The sequence below is a fragment of the Streptomyces violascens genome (genome assembly GCF_014649955.1).
GTDB lineage: Bacteria > Actinomycetota > Actinomycetes > Streptomycetales > Streptomycetaceae > Streptomyces > Streptomyces violascens.
In genome coordinates this window covers 94,306-112,088 of sequence record NZ_BMUA01000024.1, presented here as the reverse complement: position 1 = coordinate 112,088, position 17,783 = coordinate 94,306, and the positions used below count along the sequence as shown (strand labels likewise).

General features: G+C 70.7%; 15 protein-coding genes. 7 read left to right on the top strand and 8 right to left on the bottom strand.

Features of this window, described 5'->3' with window-relative positions; genetic code table 11:
* Positions 1-8: 8 nt before the first annotated feature.
* Positions 9-512: a MarR family winged helix-turn-helix transcriptional regulator gene (locus IE206_RS32860; protein WP_189968650.1), complete on the bottom strand. Its 504-nt coding sequence runs from the start codon at positions 510-512 to the stop codon at positions 9-11.
* 156 nt (positions 513-668) lie between these two features.
* On the opposite strand from IE206_RS32860, the gene ilvA reads away from it, so the two are divergent.
* The 3 genes from ilvA to IE206_RS32845 all read left to right on the top strand — a co-directional run bounded on the left by ilvA (position 669) and on the right by IE206_RS32845 (position 3,949).
* On the top strand, positions 669-1,898 hold the full coding sequence (gene ilvA, locus IE206_RS32855) for a threonine ammonia-lyase (protein ID WP_189968648.1): 1,230 nt from the start codon (positions 669-671) through the stop codon (positions 1,896-1,898).
* Between the two features lie 183 nt (positions 1,899-2,081).
* Positions 2,082-3,089 carry an ATP-binding cassette domain-containing protein gene (locus IE206_RS32850; RefSeq protein WP_189968646.1) on the top strand — a complete coding sequence of 336 codons (1,008 nt, stop codon included), beginning with the start codon at positions 2,082-2,084 and terminating at the stop codon, positions 3,087-3,089.
* Positions 3,090-3,094: 5 nt separating this feature from the next.
* Entirely contained in the window at positions 3,095-3,949 is an 855-nt protein-coding gene (locus tag IE206_RS32845) for an ABC transporter permease (protein ID WP_189968687.1), read from the top strand.
* Between the two features lie 71 nt (positions 3,950-4,020).
* On the opposite strand, the gene greA is transcribed toward IE206_RS32845, so the two are convergent.
* Both greA and IE206_RS32835 read right to left on the bottom strand, forming a co-directional pair.
* Positions 4,021-4,518: a transcription elongation factor GreA gene (gene greA / locus IE206_RS32840; protein ID WP_189968643.1), complete on the bottom strand. Its 498-nt coding sequence runs from the start codon at positions 4,516-4,518 to the stop codon at positions 4,021-4,023.
* Positions 4,519-4,730: 212 nt separating this feature from the next.
* Positions 4,731-5,132: a DUF4307 domain-containing protein gene (locus IE206_RS32835; protein ID WP_189968641.1), complete on the bottom strand. Its 402-nt coding sequence runs from the start codon at positions 5,130-5,132 to the stop codon at positions 4,731-4,733.
* A 127-nt stretch (positions 5,133-5,259) separates the two neighbouring features.
* Here IE206_RS32835 and mca point away from each other — a divergent pair, with 127 nt between their 5' ends.
* The gene (gene mca / locus IE206_RS32830; RefSeq protein WP_189968639.1) at positions 5,260-6,141 is read left to right on the top strand and encodes a mycothiol conjugate amidase Mca; all 882 of its coding nucleotides are present in this window, start codon (positions 5,260-5,262) and stop codon (positions 6,139-6,141) included.
* Positions 6,134-6,382, top strand: a complete 249-nt coding sequence (locus IE206_RS32825) for a hypothetical protein (protein ID WP_189968637.1) — start codon at positions 6,134-6,136, stop codon at positions 6,380-6,382. The genes mca and IE206_RS32825 overlap by 8 nt, the downstream gene beginning before the upstream one ends.
* Before the next feature lie 80 nt (positions 6,383-6,462).
* Here the strand turns inward: IE206_RS32825 and IE206_RS32820 are convergent, their stop codons facing one another.
* Complete coding sequence (locus IE206_RS32820; RefSeq protein ID WP_189968635.1) at positions 6,463-9,666, bottom strand: tetratricopeptide repeat protein; 3,204 nt, start codon at positions 9,664-9,666, stop codon at positions 6,463-6,465.
* Positions 9,667-9,779: 113 nt separating this feature from the next.
* Between IE206_RS32820 and IE206_RS32815 the strand changes: the two genes are divergently transcribed.
* Complete coding sequence (locus IE206_RS32815) at positions 9,780-11,804, top strand: thioredoxin domain-containing protein (RefSeq protein WP_189968633.1); 2,025 nt, start codon at positions 9,780-9,782, stop codon at positions 11,802-11,804.
* A gap of 244 nt (positions 11,805-12,048) precedes the next feature.
* Here IE206_RS32815 and IE206_RS32810 read toward each other — a convergent pair whose 3' ends face one another.
* Together IE206_RS32810 and trhA are read right to left on the bottom strand one after the other, a co-directional pair.
* Positions 12,049-12,735 carry a TetR/AcrR family transcriptional regulator gene (locus tag IE206_RS32810; protein WP_189968632.1) on the bottom strand — a complete coding sequence of 229 codons (687 nt, stop codon included), beginning with the start codon at positions 12,733-12,735 and terminating at the stop codon, positions 12,049-12,051.
* Positions 12,736-12,924: 189 nt separating this feature from the next.
* Positions 12,925-13,614: a PAQR family membrane homeostasis protein TrhA gene (gene trhA, locus IE206_RS32805; RefSeq protein WP_373301024.1), complete on the bottom strand. Its 690-nt coding sequence runs from the start codon at positions 13,612-13,614 to the stop codon at positions 12,925-12,927.
* A 290-nt stretch (positions 13,615-13,904) separates the two neighbouring features.
* Between trhA and IE206_RS32800 the strand changes: the two genes are divergently transcribed.
* A complete protein-coding gene (locus IE206_RS32800; RefSeq protein WP_189968628.1) occupies positions 13,905-15,728 on the top strand; it encodes a phosphoenolpyruvate carboxykinase (GTP) in 1,824 nt (607 codons plus the stop codon).
* A gap of 273 nt (positions 15,729-16,001) precedes the next feature.
* Here IE206_RS32800 and IE206_RS32795 read toward each other — a convergent pair whose 3' ends face one another.
* Complete coding sequence (locus IE206_RS32795; RefSeq protein ID WP_189968626.1) at positions 16,002-16,388, bottom strand: SCO4983 family protein; 387 nt, start codon at positions 16,386-16,388, stop codon at positions 16,002-16,004.
* 127 nt (positions 16,389-16,515) lie between these two features.
* Entirely contained in the window at positions 16,516-17,727 is a 1,212-nt protein-coding gene (locus IE206_RS32790) for a pyridoxal phosphate-dependent aminotransferase (protein WP_189968624.1), read from the bottom strand.
* Positions 17,728-17,783: the final 56 nt, after the last annotated feature.

The following is a 17,783-nucleotide window of genomic DNA, read 5'->3' as shown; positions in this document are numbered from 1 at the left end:
GCCCCCGGTCAAGAGGTCGGCGCGGACGGCTCCTGGGCGGCCGACTGGCGGGCCGAGAGCGCGGAGTTGAAGCGCGTGAGCAGTGTGCAGAACGACTCCCGCTCGTGCTCCGTCCACCCGTCGGTGACCTGCGCCATCAGCTCGCGCCGCGAGGAGCGCACCTCTTCGAGGCGGGACTGGCCGCGCGGGGACAGCTGGAGCACGACCGCCCGGCCGTCCTCGGGGTGCGACGTGCGCTTGACCAGGCCGGTGTCGACGAGCGGCGCGACCTGGCGGGTCACCGTCGACGAGTCGATCCCCATGCCCGCGGCGAGCGCCTTGACGCCCATCGGGCCTTCCAGGTCAAGCCGGTTGAGCAGCAGATACGCGGCCCGGTCCATCGAGTTGCGGACCTGTCCGACGCCGCCGAGCCTGGTCTGCTCTGCGCGGCGGGCGAACACGGCCACCTGGTGCTGGAGGGCATCGAGGAGGCCGGGGTCAAGCGGGGGAGTCATGTCCTGAACTGGGGGCATGGCCGGGGCTCTCTCGTGCGGGTGTCGGTGTGGTGGGGGACAGAGTACGCGGCCTGACCGGTATACGTACCGGCGGTGCGCAAACCTGTGGACAACTGCCGTGCGGATCGAAATCCGGGCGGCCGGAAAGGGGCGTGAGCTGCAAGACTTGCTGTCATGAGCTTCAGTACGTCTGGCCCCTTGCACCACCTCATCCTCGATGACATCCGCGGCGCGCAGAAGATGCTCTCGGGAGTGGCCCGCACCACCGCGATGGAGGGCTCCCGCCATCTGTCGTCGCTGGTCGGAGCGCCGGTCCACCTCAAGTGCGAGAACCTCCAGCGCACCGGTTCCTTCAAGCTGCGCGGCGCGTACGTGCGGATCGCCGGGCTGCGTCCGGAGGAGCGGGCCGCCGGGGTGGTCGCCGCGAGCGCGGGCAACCACGCCCAGGGCGTGGCCCTTGCCTCGTCGCTGCTCGGCGTGCACTCCACGGTCTTCATGCCGATGGGCGCCCCGCTGCCGAAGGTCGCCGCGACCCGGCACTACGGGGCGGAGGTCATCCTGCACGGCACGGTCGTCGACGAGACGCTGGCCGCCGCCCAGGCGTACGCGGCCGAGACCGGCGCGGTGTTCATCCACCCCTTCGACCACCAGGACATCATCGCCGGGCAGGGCACCGTGGGCCTGGAAATCCTGGAGCAGTGCCCCGAGGTGCGCACCATCGTCGTCGGCATCGGCGGCGGCGGCCTCGCGGCGGGCATCGCGGTCGCGGTGAAGGCGCTGCGGCCCGACGTGAAGATCGTCGGCGTGCAGGCGGCCGCCGCCGCGGCCTACCCGCCCTCGCTGGCCGTCGGGCACCCCGTCGCCATCGACACCGCGCCCACGATGGCCGACGGGATCAAGGTGGGACGACCGGGCGACATACCGTTCGCGCTGGTCAGCGAGCTGGTGGACGAGGTGCGTACGGTCACCGAGGACGAGCTCTCCAGTGCGCTGCTGCTCTGCCTGGAGCGGGCGAAGCTGGTCGTGGAGCCGGCCGGGGCGAGCCCGGTGGCCGCGCTGCTCAGCGATCCCCAGGCGTTCCGCGGGCCGGTCGTGGCGGTGCTTTCCGGCGGCAATGTGGATCCGCTCCTGTTGCAGCGGATCCTGCGGCACGGCATGTCCGCGGCGGGCCGCTATCTGTCGCTGCGCCTTCGCCTCACCGACCGGCCCGGGGCGCTGGCCTCGCTTCTCGGCGAATTGTCAGTGCTGGATGCCAATGTGTTGGACGTGAGCCACGTACGGACCGACCCCCGGCTCGGACTCACGGAGGTGGAGGTCGAGTTGCACCTGGAGACGAAGGGCCCGGAGCACTGCAAGGAGGTGGCGTCGGCGCTGCGGGAGGCGGGCTACACGGTCATGGGCTGAGCCGGGATCCGTGCGAGAGAGAACGCGAGAGAGAAGGGGACGGGAAGGTCGCGCAGGACGGCTGACAGCACGCGATGTATCGCGTTATGGTGTGTGTGGCTCGACAAGGCTCCACCGGGCGATCCATGCCCGGAAAATCTACGATTTGTCCAGAAAGTCACAGCCAACACTGGGGGTACCCACATGCCAGGCGCCATCTATGCCGAAGGCCTGGTGAAGACTTTCGGCGATGTCACGGCTCTGGACGGCGTGGACCTCGATGTCCCGGAAGGGACGGTCCTCGGCCTGCTCGGCCCCAACGGCGCCGGCAAGACCACCACCGTGCGCGTCCTGACCACCCTGCTCCAGCCCGACCGCGGCACAGCGGTCGTCGCGGGCATCGACGTCCTCAAGCATCCCAACGAAGTCCGCCGGTCCATCGGCCTGTCCGGCCAGTTCGCGGCCGTCGACGAATACCTCACCGGCCGCGAGAACCTCCAGATGGTCGGCCAGCTCTACCAGTTGAACGGCAAGGCCGCGAAGGCGCGGGCGGGCGAGCTGCTCGACCGCTTCAACCTCGCGGACGCCGCCGACCGCCCCGCCAAGACGTACTCCGGCGGCATGCGCCGCCGCCTCGACCTCGCGGCCGCCCTCGTGGTCTCGCCGCCCGTCATGTTCATGGACGAGCCGACCACCGGCCTCGACCCGCGCAACCGGCAGCAACTCTGGGAAGTCATCCAGGAGTTGGTCGCCGGTGGCACTACCCTGCTGCTCACCACCCAGTACCTCGAAGAGGCCGACCGCCTCGCCCACGACATCTGCGTCGTCGACCACGGCAAGGTCATCGCCCGCGGCAGCTCCGACCAGCTCAAAGCCCGCACCGGCGGCGAGCGCGTCGAGGTCGTCGTCCACCAGAGCGACCAGATAGCCCCGGCCCGCGACGTGCTCGCGGGCTTCGGCAAGGGCGAGGTCGCCATCGAGGAGCACACCCGCCGGCTCACCGTCCCGGTCACCGGCGGCGCGAAGCTGCTCGCCGAGGTCATCCGCGAACTCGACACCAGGGGCGTGGAGATCGACGACATCGGCCTGCGCCGCCCCACCCTCGACGACGTCTTCATCTCCCTGACCGGCCACGCGGCGGAGGCTCCGCCGGAAGAGGACGACGAGGGCGTGGACGCCACGCCCGAGACCCGCAAGGAGGCTGCGAAGTGAGCGCCATGACCGACGTCATGCCCGCACCGCGTGCGCGCGGCGGCATCGGCGGGTCCGTACGGGACTCGCTGGTGGTGGCCCGCAGGAACCTGATTCGTATGGCCCGGATTCCTGAAATGATCCTGTTTGGGGTCATTCAGCCGGTGATGTTCGTGGTGCTGTTCACGTACGTCTTCGGTGGCGCGATCAACATCCCTGGCGCACCCGCTGGCAGCGCGAGTGCGTACAAGGAATTCCTGATGGCCGGCATCTTCGCGCAGACCGTCACCTTCGCCACCGCCGGAGCGGGCGCGGGCATCGCCGACGACATGCACAAGGGCCTCATCGACCGCTTCCGCTCGCTGCCCATGGCCCGCGGCGCGGTCCTCACCGGCCGCACTCTCGCCGATAGCGTGCAGACCGCCATTACACTGCTCGTCCTTGCGATCGTCGCGCTTCTCGTGGGCTGGCGCACGCACGAGAACATCGGCAAGGTGCTGTTCGGCTTCCTCCTGCTGCTTCTCCTCGGGTACGCGTTCTCCTGGATCGGCGCCCTGATCGGCCTGTCCGTGCGTACTCCCGAGGCGGCCACCTCCGGCGGACTGATCTGGCTGTTCCCGCTGACGTTCATCTCGAACGCCTTCGTGCCGGTCAACGGCATGCCGAAGTTCCTGCAATACATCGCGGAGTGGAACCCGTTCAGCGCGACCGTCATGGCAGCGCGCGAGCTGTTCGGCAACACGATCGACGGAATCCCCAAGTCGGTCACCGGCGCCTGGCCGATGGAGCACCCGGTCTGGGCCTCACTGCTCTGGTCCATCGTGATCATCGTGGTCTTCCGCACGCTTGCGGTCCGCAAGTACCGTTCGGCCACGGCGTAGCACGACGAAGCCCCCGGCCGCTCAAGCGCGGCCGGGGGCTTCGTGCTGCGTACAGGCAGGGCGTACGGTCGTCAGCCGTTGAACGGCTTCGCCGCGAGGATCTTCACCGAGGCCTTCTTGCCGTTCGGCAGCTCGTACTCGGCGTCCTCGCCGACCTTCTTGCCGTTCACGCCCGAGCCGAGCGGCGACTGCGGCGAGTACGTCTCGAAGTCGTCCGACGCGTATTCGCGGGAAGCCATCAGGAACTGGAGGGTGTCGTCCTCGTCGCCGTCGAAGGCGATCGTGACGAGCATGCCGGGGGCCACCACGCCGTCCGCGGCGGGAGCCTCGCCGACCTTGGCGTGCTCCAGGAGCTGGGTCAGCTGGCGCACCCGGAGCTCCATCTTGCCCTGCTCCTCCTTGGCCGCGTGGTACCCGCCGTTCTCCCGGAGGTCACCCTCCTCACGGGCCGCCGCGATCTTTACGGCGATCTCCGTGCGCGCGGGACCAGACAGGTACTCCAGCTCGGCCTTGAGCTGGTTGTACGCCTCCTGGGTCAGCCAGGTGACGTTGTCGCTGGTCTGGGTCACAGGTGCTCCTCGTCGGTACTGGGAATACAAAGCATCGCCCTACCCACAAGCATGTGCCTTGATGGATGGGCGAAACCACGAGCCTAACAATTCAGGCGCCGTAGGGGGAGGACATAAACCGCTAGAACTTCATCAACGCAGGTCAGAGCCGGTGCGTCGTCAACCTTGATCAATAACTTGAGCAGTATGGGGCCGGTCGGGTCCGGTCGGGCTCAGTCGGACTGACAGCCGACCAGGTCGGCGGCCGTCGCCCGCGAGGTCGTGGTGATCGTGACCACCTTGTCGACCTGCTCGACCGGCTCGTCGAACTTGAAGTCCGCCCGGCCCACGTCGTCGCCGCTGGTCTGCTGGGCGCGCAGGGTGCAGGTGCCCTTGGCGTCCTTGTCCTTGCGGACCTCCAGGTGCACCTCGACCGAGGTGTCCGAGACGACCTTGAACTTGATCACCTGAGCGGAGAGCGACTGCCCGCCCACGTAGTCGTAACCGATCCAGCCGATCACGCCGAGCACCACGACCCCGAGCGCGGCGCCGATGATCTTCAGCTTGCGGTCCGCGCGCTCGTCCGCCGAGCGCCCGTAGCGCCCCTGGGGAAGCTGCTCGCGAACAGCGGCCATGATCGTCCTCCTGCTGGTGGGGGTCGCCGGAATTTTCCGCCCCCCGATTCGGTCACTATAGAAGCCGCCCATTGCGCCGATCACAGAGGGCGCCGAATTCACTTACTGAGTCACCGAGGATCGAGTCTTGACTGAGCAGCTGCGACTGATGGCCGTCCACGCCCACCCCGACGACGAGTCGAGCAAGGGCGCGGCCACCATGGCGAAGTATGTGTCCGAGGGGGTGGACGTGCTGGTCGTGACCTGCACCGGAGGCGAGCGCGGCTCCATCCTCAACCCCAAGCTCCAGGGCGACAAGTACATCGAGGAGCACATCCACGAGGTCCGCAAGAGAGAGATGGACGAGGCGCGCGAGATCCTCGGTGTGAGCCAGGAGTGGCTCGGCTTCGTCGACTCGGGGCTGCCCGAGGGCGACCCGCTGCCGCCGCTGCCCGAGGGCTGCTTCGCCCTGGAGGACGTCGACGTCGCGGCCGGCCGCCTCGTGCGCTCCATCCGCAATTTCCGTCCGCAGGTCATCACGACGTACGACGAGAACGGCGGCTACCCGCACCCCGACCACATCATGACCCACAAGATCACGATGGTGGCCTTCGAGGGCGCGGCCGACACCGAGAAGTACCCGGAGGCCGAGTTCGGCCCGGCCTTCCAGCCGCAGAAGCTCTACTACAACCAGGGCTTCAACAAGCCGCGCACGGTGGCCCTGCACGAGGCGCTGCTCGCCCGCGGCATGGAGTCCCCGTACGGCGAGTGGCTGGAGCGCTGGAAGGAGTTCGGGCGCGTCGAACGCACGCTGACCACGCACGTTCCGTGCGCGGAGTTCTTCGAGATCCGGGACAAGGCGCTGATCGCGCACGCCACCCAGATCGACCCTGACGGCGGCTGGTTCCGCGTGCCGCTCGACCTCCAGAAGGACGTCTGGCCGACCGAGGAGTACGAGCTCGCGAAGTCGCTCGTGGACACTTCCCTCCCCGAGGACGACCTCTTCGCGGGCGTACGCGACAATGCCTGATATGAGCGCAAGCCTCGCAATGACGCACATGGTCCCGCTGGCCGCGGAGATCAACAACGACAAGGTGACGCCGGGTGTCCTCGGCTTCATCGTCTTCGCCGCTCTCGCGCTTGGCGTGTGGATGCTGATGAAGTCGATGAACCGCCACATGGGCAAGGTCGACTTCGAGGAGGCCCCGGACCCGTCCGCGGCGACCACCCCGGCCGCCGCCCCGGGCAAGGGCGCACCCAAGAACGCCTGACCCTCCGGGTCCGCCGAGCGCCCCCGCCGCGCCCGTTCAGGGACGCGGCGGCGGGCGTCGTTCAGCCGTGGCCGAGGGCATCAGCGCCCGGCCGTCACCGGCACCCCCATGACCTCCCGGGCATGCCGGTCCGGGACCATGCCCAGGTGCCAGGCCTGCCAGCCCGCCTCCAGGGAGATGCCGCGCTCCAGCATGAGCGCGAAGGCCTCCGCACAGTCCTCCAGCTTGCTGTCGCGGGCCTCATGCGTGGCGCGCAGCAGCTGGGCCACCTCCTCCTGGGCGACCGCCGTGCCGACGTCCACGCCGCCCGCGCCCGCGTACGGCAGCAGCGTGCAGCGCAGGAAGCGCGACCAGTCGCCGCCCCGCCGGTCGTCGTACGAGGCGAACAGCGCGGTCGCCTCGTCGCACAGGGCGAGCGCCGGGCCCGGGCGGTTGTTGCCCGCGTCGATCATCGCGAGCTCCAGACACGTCCAGGCCTCGCCGTGCGCCACCCCGATGCGGTGGAAGTCGGCGCGCGCGTCGACCAGGAGCTGGCGGGCGAAGCCGGAGTTGCGCAGGTTGCCGGTCTGGGCGGCGCGCTGGTCGCGGGTGACCCGGCCCGAGTGGTGACGGGCGCAGGCGAGCCCGTACACGTCCCGCATCCGCGAGAACATCGTGCGGGCCCGTTCCAGCTCGCGCACCGCCTGGTCGCGGTCGCCGCGCTCCTCCAGGGCCTGGCCCAGGTAGTACAGCGTCCACGCCTCGCCGCGCGCGTCCTCCTGCTCGCGGTGGCGGGAGAGGGCCTGGCGGAGCTGGTCGACCGCGGCGGACGCGTCGCCGTCGACGAGCCGGCCCCGGGCCAGCTGGGTCATCGCCCAGGCCTCGCCGCGGCCGTCGCGGGTGCGGCCGTACAGGTCGAGCGCGGTACGCAACTCCTCTTCCGCGCGCGGGACTTCGCCCATCCGCAGATACAGCTGGCCGAGCTGGAAGTGGGTCCAGGCCTCGCCGTGCAGCGACTCGTTCTCGCGGTGCAGGGCGAGCGCGGTGGCGAGCAGGGTCAGCGCGCCGGACAGGTTGGCGCGGTCGCGCTCGACCGCCGCGAGCGCGTGCAGCGACCAGGCGCGGTCGCCGGAAAGATCCTCGTCGGCCTGGAGGTCGATGGCCTCGCGCAGGCGGGCCGCGGCCTCGGCCAGGTTGCCCTGGTGGTGCAGGGTGATGCCGAGCGAGCACAGGGCGAGCGCCTGGCCCGCCTCGTGCTGGGCCTCGCGGTAGAGGTTGACCACGGACGACAGCGTCGTACGCGCCGTGTCGAGCTCGCCGAGCTGGCGGGCCGCGATGCCGGTGCGCCACTGCACGGAACGGACGAGGAGGCCCTGGTCGACGGCCTGGGTCAGCTCGCTGATCTCGCCCAGGCGGTAGAGGTCGCCGCGCAGCAGGCAGTAGTCGCACAGCGCGCCGAGCAGGCTGAGCACGGCCTCCTGGTCGACGCCCTCGGCCTGGCGCAGGGCGGCCGTGATGAAGCTCGACTCGTCGTCCAGCCAGCGCAGCGCCGCGTCCAGGGACGGGAAGCCGTGCCCGCCGAACTGGCCGGCCCGCGTCGACATCTTCCCGTCGACCATGCGGCCCACGGCGTCGGCGAGCTCCGCGTAGTTGCGGATGAGGCGCTCCTGCGCGGCCACCCGCTCGGCCTGTTCCTCCTCGTCCGCGAGGCGGGCCTCGGCGAAGGACCGTACGACGTCGTGCAGCCGGTAGCGGCTGCCGCGCACGTGGTCGATGAGCCCGGCCGTGGCAAGCGCCGTGAGCTGGCGCTGGGCCTCCTGCTCGTCGGCGGCGAGCAGGGACGCGGCGGCGGCCGCCCCGAGCGAGGCCCGGCCCGCGAGCGCCAGGCGGCGCAGGAGCCGGCGAGCAGGCTCGGACTGGTCGGTGTAGCGCAGCCACAGGGCCCGCTCGGCGGGCGCCACCGGGCCGTACGCCGCCAGGTCGGCGGCGAGCGCCCGTGCCGAGCGGGGCCCGAGCGAGGACCCGGCGATGCGCAGCGCCAGCGGGAGCCCGCCGCACAACTGCCGTACCAGCTCGGCCGATTCGGCGTCGTAGGGACCGGGCTCCTTCTCCTCGGCGGATTCGCGCAGGAGCTCCTCGGCGCCCGCCGCGTCCAGCGGTTCGACGGCCAGCTGGTGCACCCACGCCGGGAAGTCGGCGGGCAGGTCGAGCGGCCTGGACGAGGTGACGAGCACCAGGCCCTCGGAGCGCTGCGGCACCAGGGTGCACACCTGCTCGGCGTCGTCGGTGTCGTCCAGTACGACGGTGACCGCGAGGCCCGTCAGATGCTGGTGGTAGAGCTCGGCGAGGCGGCGCACCTGCTGCTCGGGGGACGACCTCTCGCGGAACAGGAGCTGTTCGCGGGGCGCGCCGAGCCGGTTGAGCAGGTGCAGGAGCGCGTCCCGGGTCGCCAGCGGGCTCTCGCCCGACAGGCCGCCGCGCATGTCGACCAGGCACGCGCCGCGGAACTGGTCGCGCAGCGCGTGCGCCGCCCGCACTGCCAGCGTGCTGCGGCCCGAACCCGGCGCGCCGTGCAGGACGACGACCACCGGGCGGGTCTCGGTGGAGGCGCGGGCCGCCTGCACCCACTGCCCGATCCGCGCCAGCTCGGCCCGCCGCCCCGCGAACGGGCCCTGCGGATCGGGCAGATGGCCGAACGACTGCTCGAGCACCGACCTGCGGCGGGCCGCCGCGCTCTTGTCCGTGCCGCGCAACTGGGTCGGCACCTTCTTCTGCGGCGGCTTGGGGCTCACCGCGCGCTGCTGGTCCAGGAACGGCCGGATGCCCCGCACCTCAAGGGCCGTCAGCCACTGGAGCCGCAACTGCTCCAGGCCACCCGGCTGGCCGAGCGCCCCGGCCCGCCGGTGTGCGGCCGGCACGTGCGAGGCCGTCACCTTGGCGACCGTCCCCGCGGCCCCGGCCACCGCCACCGCCGCCCCGGTGCCCACCGCGCCGCCCGCGCCGACCCCGAGCGCGATGTCGACGACCACGGCGGCGATCGCCCCGACTCCCGTGGCCAGTAAGCCGGTTGAGCCGCCGTCACGCTTGAACCGATCCCCGAAGGACAGCTGCCCGGCCGCCGCCTCGTCCAGGGCGTGGATGTAGGCCGCGTACTCCTCCGCGGCGCTCTGGGCCAGCGCGTCGAGCGCGCCCCGGCCCCGGGAGAGCAGGGCGCTCCCGTCGGACCGCCCGCCGGAGCGCCGTACCTCTTCCTCCACGGCGCGTACCAACAGCCGCTCGGCCTCGGCCCGATGGCTGTCCCGCATGTGCGTCCCCCTCCGAGAGCCCGTCGCCCGCCTACGTCTCCAAGTGTCCAGCGTGACGCGCGTCGGCGCGAGGGAGTCGGCGGATCATCTCCCGTGTGGGGGAGTATGGGGTCATGCCGAACCGCCTCGCCCATGAGACGTCCCCGTACCTCCTGCAGCACGCCGACAACCCGGTCGACTGGTGGCCCTGGTCGCCCGAGGCCTTCGATGAGGCCCGCGAACGCGGGGTTCCGGTGCTGCTCAGCGTCGGGTACAGCAGCTGTCACTGGTGTCATGTCCTCGCGCACGAATCGTTCGAGGACGAGGCCACGGCGGCCTTCATGAACGAGCACTTCGTGAACGTGAAGGTGGACCGCGAGGAGCGGCCCGACGTCGACGCCGTCTACATGGAGGCGGTGCAGGCGGCGACCGGGCAGGGCGGCTGGCCCATGTCCGTCTTCATGACCCCGGACGGCGAGCCGTTCTACTTCGGTACGTACTTCCCGCCCGAGCCCCGGCACGGCATGCCGTCCTTCCGGCAGGTCCTCGAAGGCGTCCAGGGGGCGTGGGCCAACCGGCGCGACGAGGTCGCCGAGGTCGCCGAGAAGATCACCCGCGATCTGGCGGCCCGCGAACTGGACCACGGTACGGGCGGGCTGCCCGGCGAGGAGGAGCTCAACCAGGCGCTGCTCGGGATCGTCCGGGAGTACGACCCGGCGACCGGCTGGCTCGGCAGCGGCGACACCAAGTTCCCGCCGGGCATGGTGATCGAGTTCCTGCTGCGCCACCACGTCCGGACCGGGTCCGGGGGAGCCCTGGAGATGGCCGAGGGCATGTGCGAGGCCATGGCCCGCTCCAGCCTGTACGACCAGCTCGGCGGCGGTTTCCACCGCTACGTACTGCGCCCGCGCCCGGGGGCCGCCCTGGTGCCGCACTTCGAGAAGATGCTGTACGACAACGCCCTGCTGTGCCGGGTGTACGCCCACCTGTGGCGGGTCACCGGCTCCGACCTGGCCCGCCGGGTCGCCCTGGAGACCGCCGACTTCATGGTGCGCGAGCTGCGTACCAACGAGGGCGGCTATGCCTCAGCGCTGGACGCCGACAGCGACGACGGTGGCGGACACCATGTGGAGGGCGCGTTCTATGTGTGGACGCCCGCGCAGCTGACGGAGGTCCTGGGCGAGCGGGACGGCGAGGCGGCGGCGCGGCACTTCGGGGTGACGGAGGAGGGCACCTTCGAGGAGGGCGCGTCGGTCCTCCAACTGCCCGCTGACGGCGGCGAGTTGGACGGGGGTTCGGCGGAACGTTTGCTGGCCGCCCGTGAACTGAGGGAGCGTCCGGGGCGGGACGACAAGCTGGTCGCCGCCTGGAACGGCCTGGCGATCGCGGCGCTCGCCGAGGTGGGCGCGCTCTTCGACCGCCCGGACCTCGTGGAGCGCGCGACGGAGGCGGCGGACGTTCTCGTACGGGTCCACATGGACGGCCACGCCCGGCTCGCCCGTACCTCCAAGGACGGTCAAGTGGGCGCGAACAGCGGGGTGCTGGAGGACTACGCGGACGTCGCCGAGGGCTTCCTCGCGCTGGCCGGGGTGACGGGGGAGGGGGTCTGGCTGGAGTTCGCGGGGTTCCTGCTCGACATCGTCCTGGACCAGTTCGTCGGCGAGGAGGGTGTCCTGTACGACACCGCGCACGACGCGGAGAAGCTGATCCGGCGTCCCCAGGACCCGACGGACAACGCGACGCCCTCGGGGTGGACGGCCGCGGCTTCCGCCCTGCTGTCGTATGCGGCGCACACGGGATCCTCGGCGCACCGGGAGGCGGCGGAGGGGGCGCTGGGGGTGGTCCGGGCTCTCGGGCCGCGGGCGCCGCGGTTCATCGGGTGGGGGCTTGCCGCGGCCTCCGCCGCGCTGGACGGGCCGCGGGAGGTCGCGGTGGTGGGCGCGCCCACCGACCCGCGGACGGGGGCGCTGCACCGGACGGCGCTGCTGGCGTCCGCGCCGGGGGCGGTGGTGGCGGTGGGGGCGCCGGGGGGTGCGGAGTTCCCGCTCCTGGCGGACCGGCCGCTGGTGGACGGTGCTCCGGCGGCGTATGTGTGCCGGCGGTTCACTTGCGAGGCGCCGGTCACGTCGGCGGACGCGCTGGCGGAGGCGCTGAGTTAGCCCCCACCCCGCCCCTTCCCTCGACCCGCCGCGTTCGCGCCTCAAGGGCGCTCGTCCTCAATCGCCGGACGGGCTGAAATGCTCCGGCGCGGGCCGGCATCGATCCTGCCGGGGCGCGGGGAACTGCGTGAGCACCACGTACGGTCCGCAGTCGATCTCCCCATCCCCGGAGGGTCTGGGGAAGGGGCGGGGGCCGGCGGGGATGGGGCGGAGCCCCAGCGCGGTCAGACGGGTCGCGGGCGGGCTAGTTCGTGCTCAGGGTCAGGCCCTGGCTCAGCGTGGTCATCGTTCGGGCGATCAGGTCCAGGAGGTCGTCCTCGTGGTTGTGCTCCGCCCAGTACACCGTGGTCTCGTGGAGCGCCCCGAGCACCGCCATGGCGAAGACCCGGACCTCCAGGTCCACCCGTTCCCGCCCCGTCCGCTCCGCCAGCACGTCGCACAGCAACCGGCTCGCGTCGGCCACCGACTCCATCATGCGGGCCCTCAGCGCCGGGACCTCCGCGATCAGGCGGGTTCGCTGCAGGGTCTCCTCGCGGTCGTGCAGCAGAGAGAGCCGGACCGCCTCGGTGATGATGTGCCGCAGTGATTCCAGCGGGGGCTCCCCGGCGGGCCTGGCCCGCAGCTCCCTCAGCATGATCGGGTCGAACTCGTCGGTCAGGACGATGTCTTCCTTGGTGGGGAAGTAGCGGAACACCGTGGAGGGGGAGACCTCCGCCGCCTCCGCGATCTGCTCGACCGTGGTCGCCTCGTACCCCTGCTCCGCGATCAGCCGGTAGGTGGCCCGGCGGATCGCGGTGCGGGTTTTGATCTTCTTGCGTTCGCGCAGGCTCAGCTGCGGCTGGAGGACCTCCGCGACCGAGTCGACCGGGGCGGCCGGGTCGACCCGGCCGGGGGAAGCGGCGGCGGCTGAGGTGCGGGAGGTGGCGGCCATGGTCCTCATTGTCCTGCATCGGGCGCGGCCGGGCCGACGTCGCCGGGCGCCGGACCTGCGGGTTCGGTCTTCGGCGCCCCGCCGGCCGCCTGTGCCTTCTGCTCCCCCGGGACCCGCGACCCGTCCCCGGGAAATGACGAAGGCCCCCGGCGCTTTGGCACCGGGGGCCTTCGGGAGCCGGAGTCGGGGTTATCCGTGCTGGTAGGCGACGAGCGAGATGCCCACGTAGTGCACGACGAACGCGGCCAGGGTCAGCGAGTGGAACACCTCGTGGAAGCCGAAGAAGCGGGGGGACGGGTTCGGGCGCTTGATGCCGTAGATCACGCCGCCCGCGCTGTAGAGGAGCCCGCCGACGATGACCAGGACGAGCACCGCGATGCCGCCGGCCCGCATGAAGTCGGGCAGGAAGAACACGGCCGCCCAGCCCATCGCCAGGTAGCAGGGCGTGTAGAGCCAGCGGGGGGCGCCGATCCAGAACACCCGGAAGGCGATGCCGGCCGCGGCGGCCGCCCACACCGCCCACAGCAGGACGCGGCCGGTGGAGTCCGGCAGCAGGAGCAGGGTGAGCGGGGTGTAGGTGCCCGCGATGATGAGGAAGATGTTGGCGTGGTCGAGGCGGCGCAGGATTGCCTCCCCGCGCGGGCCCCAGTTGCCCCGGTGGTAGAGACCGCTGACCCCGAACAGCAGGCAGGCGGTCAGGACGTAGATCCCGCAGGCGATCCGCGCCTTGGTGGAGTCCGCGAGGGCGATCAGCACCAGGCCCGAGATCAGTACGGCCGGGAACATCCCGGCGTGCAGCCAGCCGCGCATCTTCGGCTTCACCTGTTGTGTCACCGGGTCGATCGCGGGGGCCATCACCTGATCAGTCATGCCCTGCATGCTACCTACGGCTCCGTAGGTTACGGATAGGTACGGCCCGTCACCGAGCGTCCTTTGGCCGTCGGGTAAGTGAACGGCAAATGGCAGTTAAGGAGGCGGTAAGTGGTGATGCTCACGTGAGAGGCCCCCTGGACATATGGGCGAACGACGCGGAAGATCAGATGAGTGCGGTCGGCACCGGATGAGCGCCAACAGGATCCACGGGGTCAAGCATCCGGGTCGCAGCCCCCACGGGGCGGCAATGAAGTAGTACGTCAAAACCCTCCCAAGACCCTCATCAAGGAGCGATCGTGGCGCGCGATATCGCGACTCCCCTCTCGGCCCCCACCAAGCACCAGGAACTGATCTCGTGGGTCAACGAGATCGCGGAACTGACCCAGCCGGACAGTGTGGTCTGGTGCGACGGATCCGAGGCGGAGTACGAGCGCCTGTGCGGGGAGCTCGTTGCCAAGGGCACGTTCAAGAAGCTCGACGAGGCCAAGCGCCCCAACTCCTACTACGCCGCCTCCGACCCCCGCGACGTCGCCCGGGTCGAGGACCGTACCTTCATCTGCTCCGAGGACGAGAAGGACGCCGGGCCGACCAACCACTGGAAGGCCCCCGCCGAGATGAAGGACATCTTCGCCGGCGAGAAGGGCATCTTCCGCGGGTCGATGCGCGGGCGCACGATGTACGTCGTCCCCTTCTGCATGGGCCCGGTCGGCTCGCCGCTGTCCGCGATCGGCGTCGAGATCACCGACTCCGCCTACGTCGCCGTGTCGATGCGCACCATGACCCGCATGGGGCAGCGCGTCCTGGACGAGCTCGGCACCGACGGCTTCTTCGTCAAGGCCGTCCACACCCTCGGAGCCCCGCTGGCCGAGGGCGAGGCGGACGTGCCGTGGCCGTGCAACACCACCAAGTACATCTCGCACTTCCCCGAGTCGCGCGAGATCTGGTCGTACGGTTCGGGCTACGGCGGCAACGCCCTGCTCGGCAAGAAGTGCTACGCGCTGCGCATCGCCTCCGTCATGGCGCGCGACGAGGGCTGGCTCGCCGAGCACATGCTCGTCCTCAAGCTGACCCCGCCGAGCGGCGAGCCCAAGTACGTCACCGCGGCCTTCCCGAGCGCCTGCGGCAAGACGAACCTCGCCATGCTGGAGCCGACGATCCCCGGCTGGAAGGTCGAGACGATCGGCGACGACATCGCCTGGATGCGCTTCGGCGAGGACGGCCGGCTGTACGCGATCAACCCCGAGGCCGGGTTCTTCGGTGTCGCGCCCGGCACCGGCGAGCACACCAACGCCAACGCCATGAAGACGATGTGGGGCAACTCCGTCTTCACCAACGTCGCGCTCACCGACGACGGCGACGTGTGGTGGGAGGGCATGACCGAGACGGCGCCCGCGCACCTCACGGACTGGAAGGGCAACGACTGGACGCCCGCGTCCGACACCCCGGCCGCCCACCCCAACGCCCGCTTCACCGTTCCGGCCGGCCAGTGCCCGATCATCGCGCCCGAGTGGGAGGACCCCAAGGGCGTGCCGATCTCGGCGATCCTCTTCGGTGGCCGCCGCGCCTCCGCGGTGCCGCTGGTCACCGAGTCCTTCGACTGGAACCACGGCGTCTTCCTCGGCGCGAACGTCGCCTCCGAGAAGACCGCCGCCGCCGAGGGCAAGGTCGGCGAGCTGCGCCGCGACCCGTTCGCGATGCTGCCGTTCTGCGGCTACAACATGGGCGACTACATGGCCCACTGGGTCAAGGTCGGCGCCACCGCCGATGCCGCCAAGCTGCCGAAGATCTACTACGTGAACTGGTTCCGCAAGAACGACGCGGGCAAGTTCGTGTGGCCCGGGTTCGGCGAGAACAGCCGCGTCCTGAAGTGGATCGTGGAGCGCCTCGAAGGCAAGGCCGAGGGCGTCGAGACGCCGATCGGCATCCTGCCGACGAAGGAGTCCCTGGACACCGACGGCCTGGACCTGCCCGACGCCGACCTCGACTTCCTGCTCAAGGTCGACAAGGAGGTCTGGCGCGAGGAGGCGGCGCTGGTGCCCGAGCACCTCAACACCTTCGGCGACCACACGCCCAAGGAGCTGTGGGACGAGTACCGCGCCCTGGTGTCCCGCCTCGGCTGACCGCCCCGAAAACCTCCTCCGGTCACGGCCGCCTGTCCTGGCCCGGCCGGAGGTGTTCGCGGCGGGGTCGGTTCGACATCCGCCCTGACCTGTGGGGTCACTCGTGACCCGCCGCGTATGAAGGCCGGCCCCCGGAGTTCCCTCACGGCTCCGGGGGCCGGCCCTTTTCGCGTACGCGGCCTCAACCGGCTTGTGCGGCACGGCAGTCGGAGATGTGTGGCACCCGGTCCGCAGACCTCCGCGGCTCGCGGACCGGGGCCGAACAGGGGCCGCTCAGGAGGCGGCGGTGAGGGCGCGGGCCGCCGCGTGGGCGTCCATGCGCTCGGCCGCCAGGATCGCGGCGGCGGTGTCGGCGCGCGAGGCGGCGACGAGAAGGGCGCGGCCCGCGAGCGCGTGGGCGCGCGTGTGCAGGGCCTTCGCGTCGGCACCGCTGAGTCCCGCGTGGCGGACCGGCGGCAGACCGCCGCGCAGCCGGGCCACCTGCCGCGCGATGGCGTCGCCGGCCTCGGTGAGCCCGAGTTCGTCGGTGACGGCGAGCAGGGCGGAGAGGTGTCCGGCGAGCTGGATGTCCAGCTCGTCCTCGCGAGAGCGGTGCGGAATGGGGGCGTCGTCGGCGGCCATCGTGCTGTGGACCGACTTGGTGCGGATCGGTTCGTACATGGGAATGGCCTCCTGAACGTTTCAGGAAGCCATCCTAGCTTAGATTCTGTCTAAAGTTGAGTCGGGCCCAGTTGAAGGCGGGGGTCCGGGGGTCGTGCCTGCCCGGAGCCCTCCGGGAACTTGAGGGCTATACCTGGCTGTAGCCCTCAAGGAACTTGCCGATCCGCGTCACCGCGTCCGCCAGGTCCTTCGCGGACGGCAGCGTCACGATCCGGAAGTGGTCGGGCTCGTGCCAGTTGAACCCGGTCCCGTGCACGACCATGATCTTCTCGGCCCGCAGCAGGTCGAGCACCATCTGCCGGTCATCCTTGATCTTGTAGACCTTCGGGTCGAGACGGGGGAAGAGGTAGAGCGCGCCCTTCGGCTTCACACAGGTGACGCCGGGGATCTGCGTGAGCAGCTCGTACGCCGTGTCCCGCTGCTCCAGGAGCCGGCCGCCCGGCAGCACCAGCTGCTCGATCGACTGCCGGCCGCCGAGCGCGGTGGCCACCGCGTGCTGGGACGGCATGTTCGCGCACAGGCGCATGTTCGCGAGGATGGTCAGGCCCTCGATGTACGAGGACGCGTGGGCCTTCGGCCCGCACACCGCCAGCCAGCCGGAGCGGTAGCCGGCCACCCGGTAGTTCTTCGAGAGCCCGTTGAACGTGAGGACCATCAGGTCCGGGGCGATCACCGCGGTCGGGGTGTGGGTGGCCCCGTCGAACAGGATGCGGTCGTAGATCTCGTCCGAGCAGACGACCAGGTTGTGGCGGCGGGCGATCTCGGTGAGCCCGCGCAGCATCTCTTCGTCGTACACCGCACCCGTCGGATTGTTCGGGTTGATGATGACGATGGCCTTGGTCCGGTCGGTGACCTTGCGCTCGATGTCGGCGAGGTCCGGCATCCAGTCGGCCTGCTCGTCGCAGCGGTAGTGCACGGCGGTGCCGCCGGCGAGCGAGACCGAGGCGGTCCACAGCGGGTAGTCCGGCGAGGGGACGAGCACCTCGTCGCCGTCGTCGAGCAGCGCCTGCATCGACATCTGGATGAGCTCGGAGACTCCGTTGCCGAGGTAGACGTCCTCGACACCCAGCTCGATGCCCTTGGTCTGGTAGTGCTGCATCACCGCGCGGCGCGCGGACAGCAGGCCCTTCGCGTCGCCGTAGCCGTGCGCGCCCGCGAGATTGCGGAGGATGTCCTCCAGGATCTCGGGCGGGCACTCGAAGCCGAACGCCGCCGGGTTGCCGGTGTTCAGCTTGAGGATGCGGTGGCCCGCCGCTTCGAGGCGCATGGCCTCTTCGAGCACCGGGCCCCGGATCTCGTAACAGACATTGGCGAGCTTCGTCGACTGGATGACCTGCATGACGGCCACCTTACGGGCGTGTTTCGCGGGGTGCCTCGTGATTTGGGGCGGCCGGG

Excerpts from the sequence above, each read along its gene's own strand:
- IE206_RS32820 (WP_189968635.1), bottom strand. The coding sequence starts at position 9,666 with ATGCGGGACAGCCATCGGGCCGAGGCCGAGCGGCTGTTGGTACGCGCC.
- IE206_RS32790 (WP_189968624.1), bottom strand. The coding sequence starts at position 17,727 with ATGCAGGTCATCCAGTCGACGAAGCTCGCCAATGTCTGTTACGAGATC.
- ilvA (WP_189968648.1), top strand. The coding sequence starts at position 669 with ATGAGCTTCAGTACGTCTGGCCCCTTGCACCACCTCATCCTCGATGAC.
- trhA (WP_373301024.1), bottom strand. The coding sequence starts at position 13,614 with ATGCAGGGCATGACTGATCAGGTGATGGCCCCCGCGATCGACCCGGTG.
- IE206_RS32835 (WP_189968641.1), bottom strand. The coding sequence starts at position 5,132 with ATGGCCGCTGTTCGCGAGCAGCTTCCCCAGGGGCGCTACGGGCGCTCG.
- IE206_RS32860 (WP_189968650.1), bottom strand. The coding sequence starts at position 512 with ATGCCCCCAGTTCAGGACATGACTCCCCCGCTTGACCCCGGCCTCCTC.
- IE206_RS32825 (WP_189968637.1), top strand. The coding sequence starts at position 6,134 with ATGCCTGATATGAGCGCAAGCCTCGCAATGACGCACATGGTCCCGCTG.
- IE206_RS32845 (WP_189968687.1), top strand. The coding sequence starts at position 3,095 with ATGACCGACGTCATGCCCGCACCGCGTGCGCGCGGCGGCATCGGCGGG.
- IE206_RS32815 (WP_189968633.1), top strand. The coding sequence starts at position 9,780 with ATGCCGAACCGCCTCGCCCATGAGACGTCCCCGTACCTCCTGCAGCAC.
- IE206_RS32795 (WP_189968626.1), bottom strand. The coding sequence starts at position 16,388 with ATGTACGAACCGATCCGCACCAAGTCGGTCCACAGCACGATGGCCGCC.
- IE206_RS32810 (WP_189968632.1), bottom strand. The coding sequence starts at position 12,735 with ATGGCCGCCACCTCCCGCACCTCAGCCGCCGCCGCTTCCCCCGGCCGG.
- IE206_RS32850 (WP_189968646.1), top strand. The coding sequence starts at position 2,082 with ATGCCAGGCGCCATCTATGCCGAAGGCCTGGTGAAGACTTTCGGCGAT.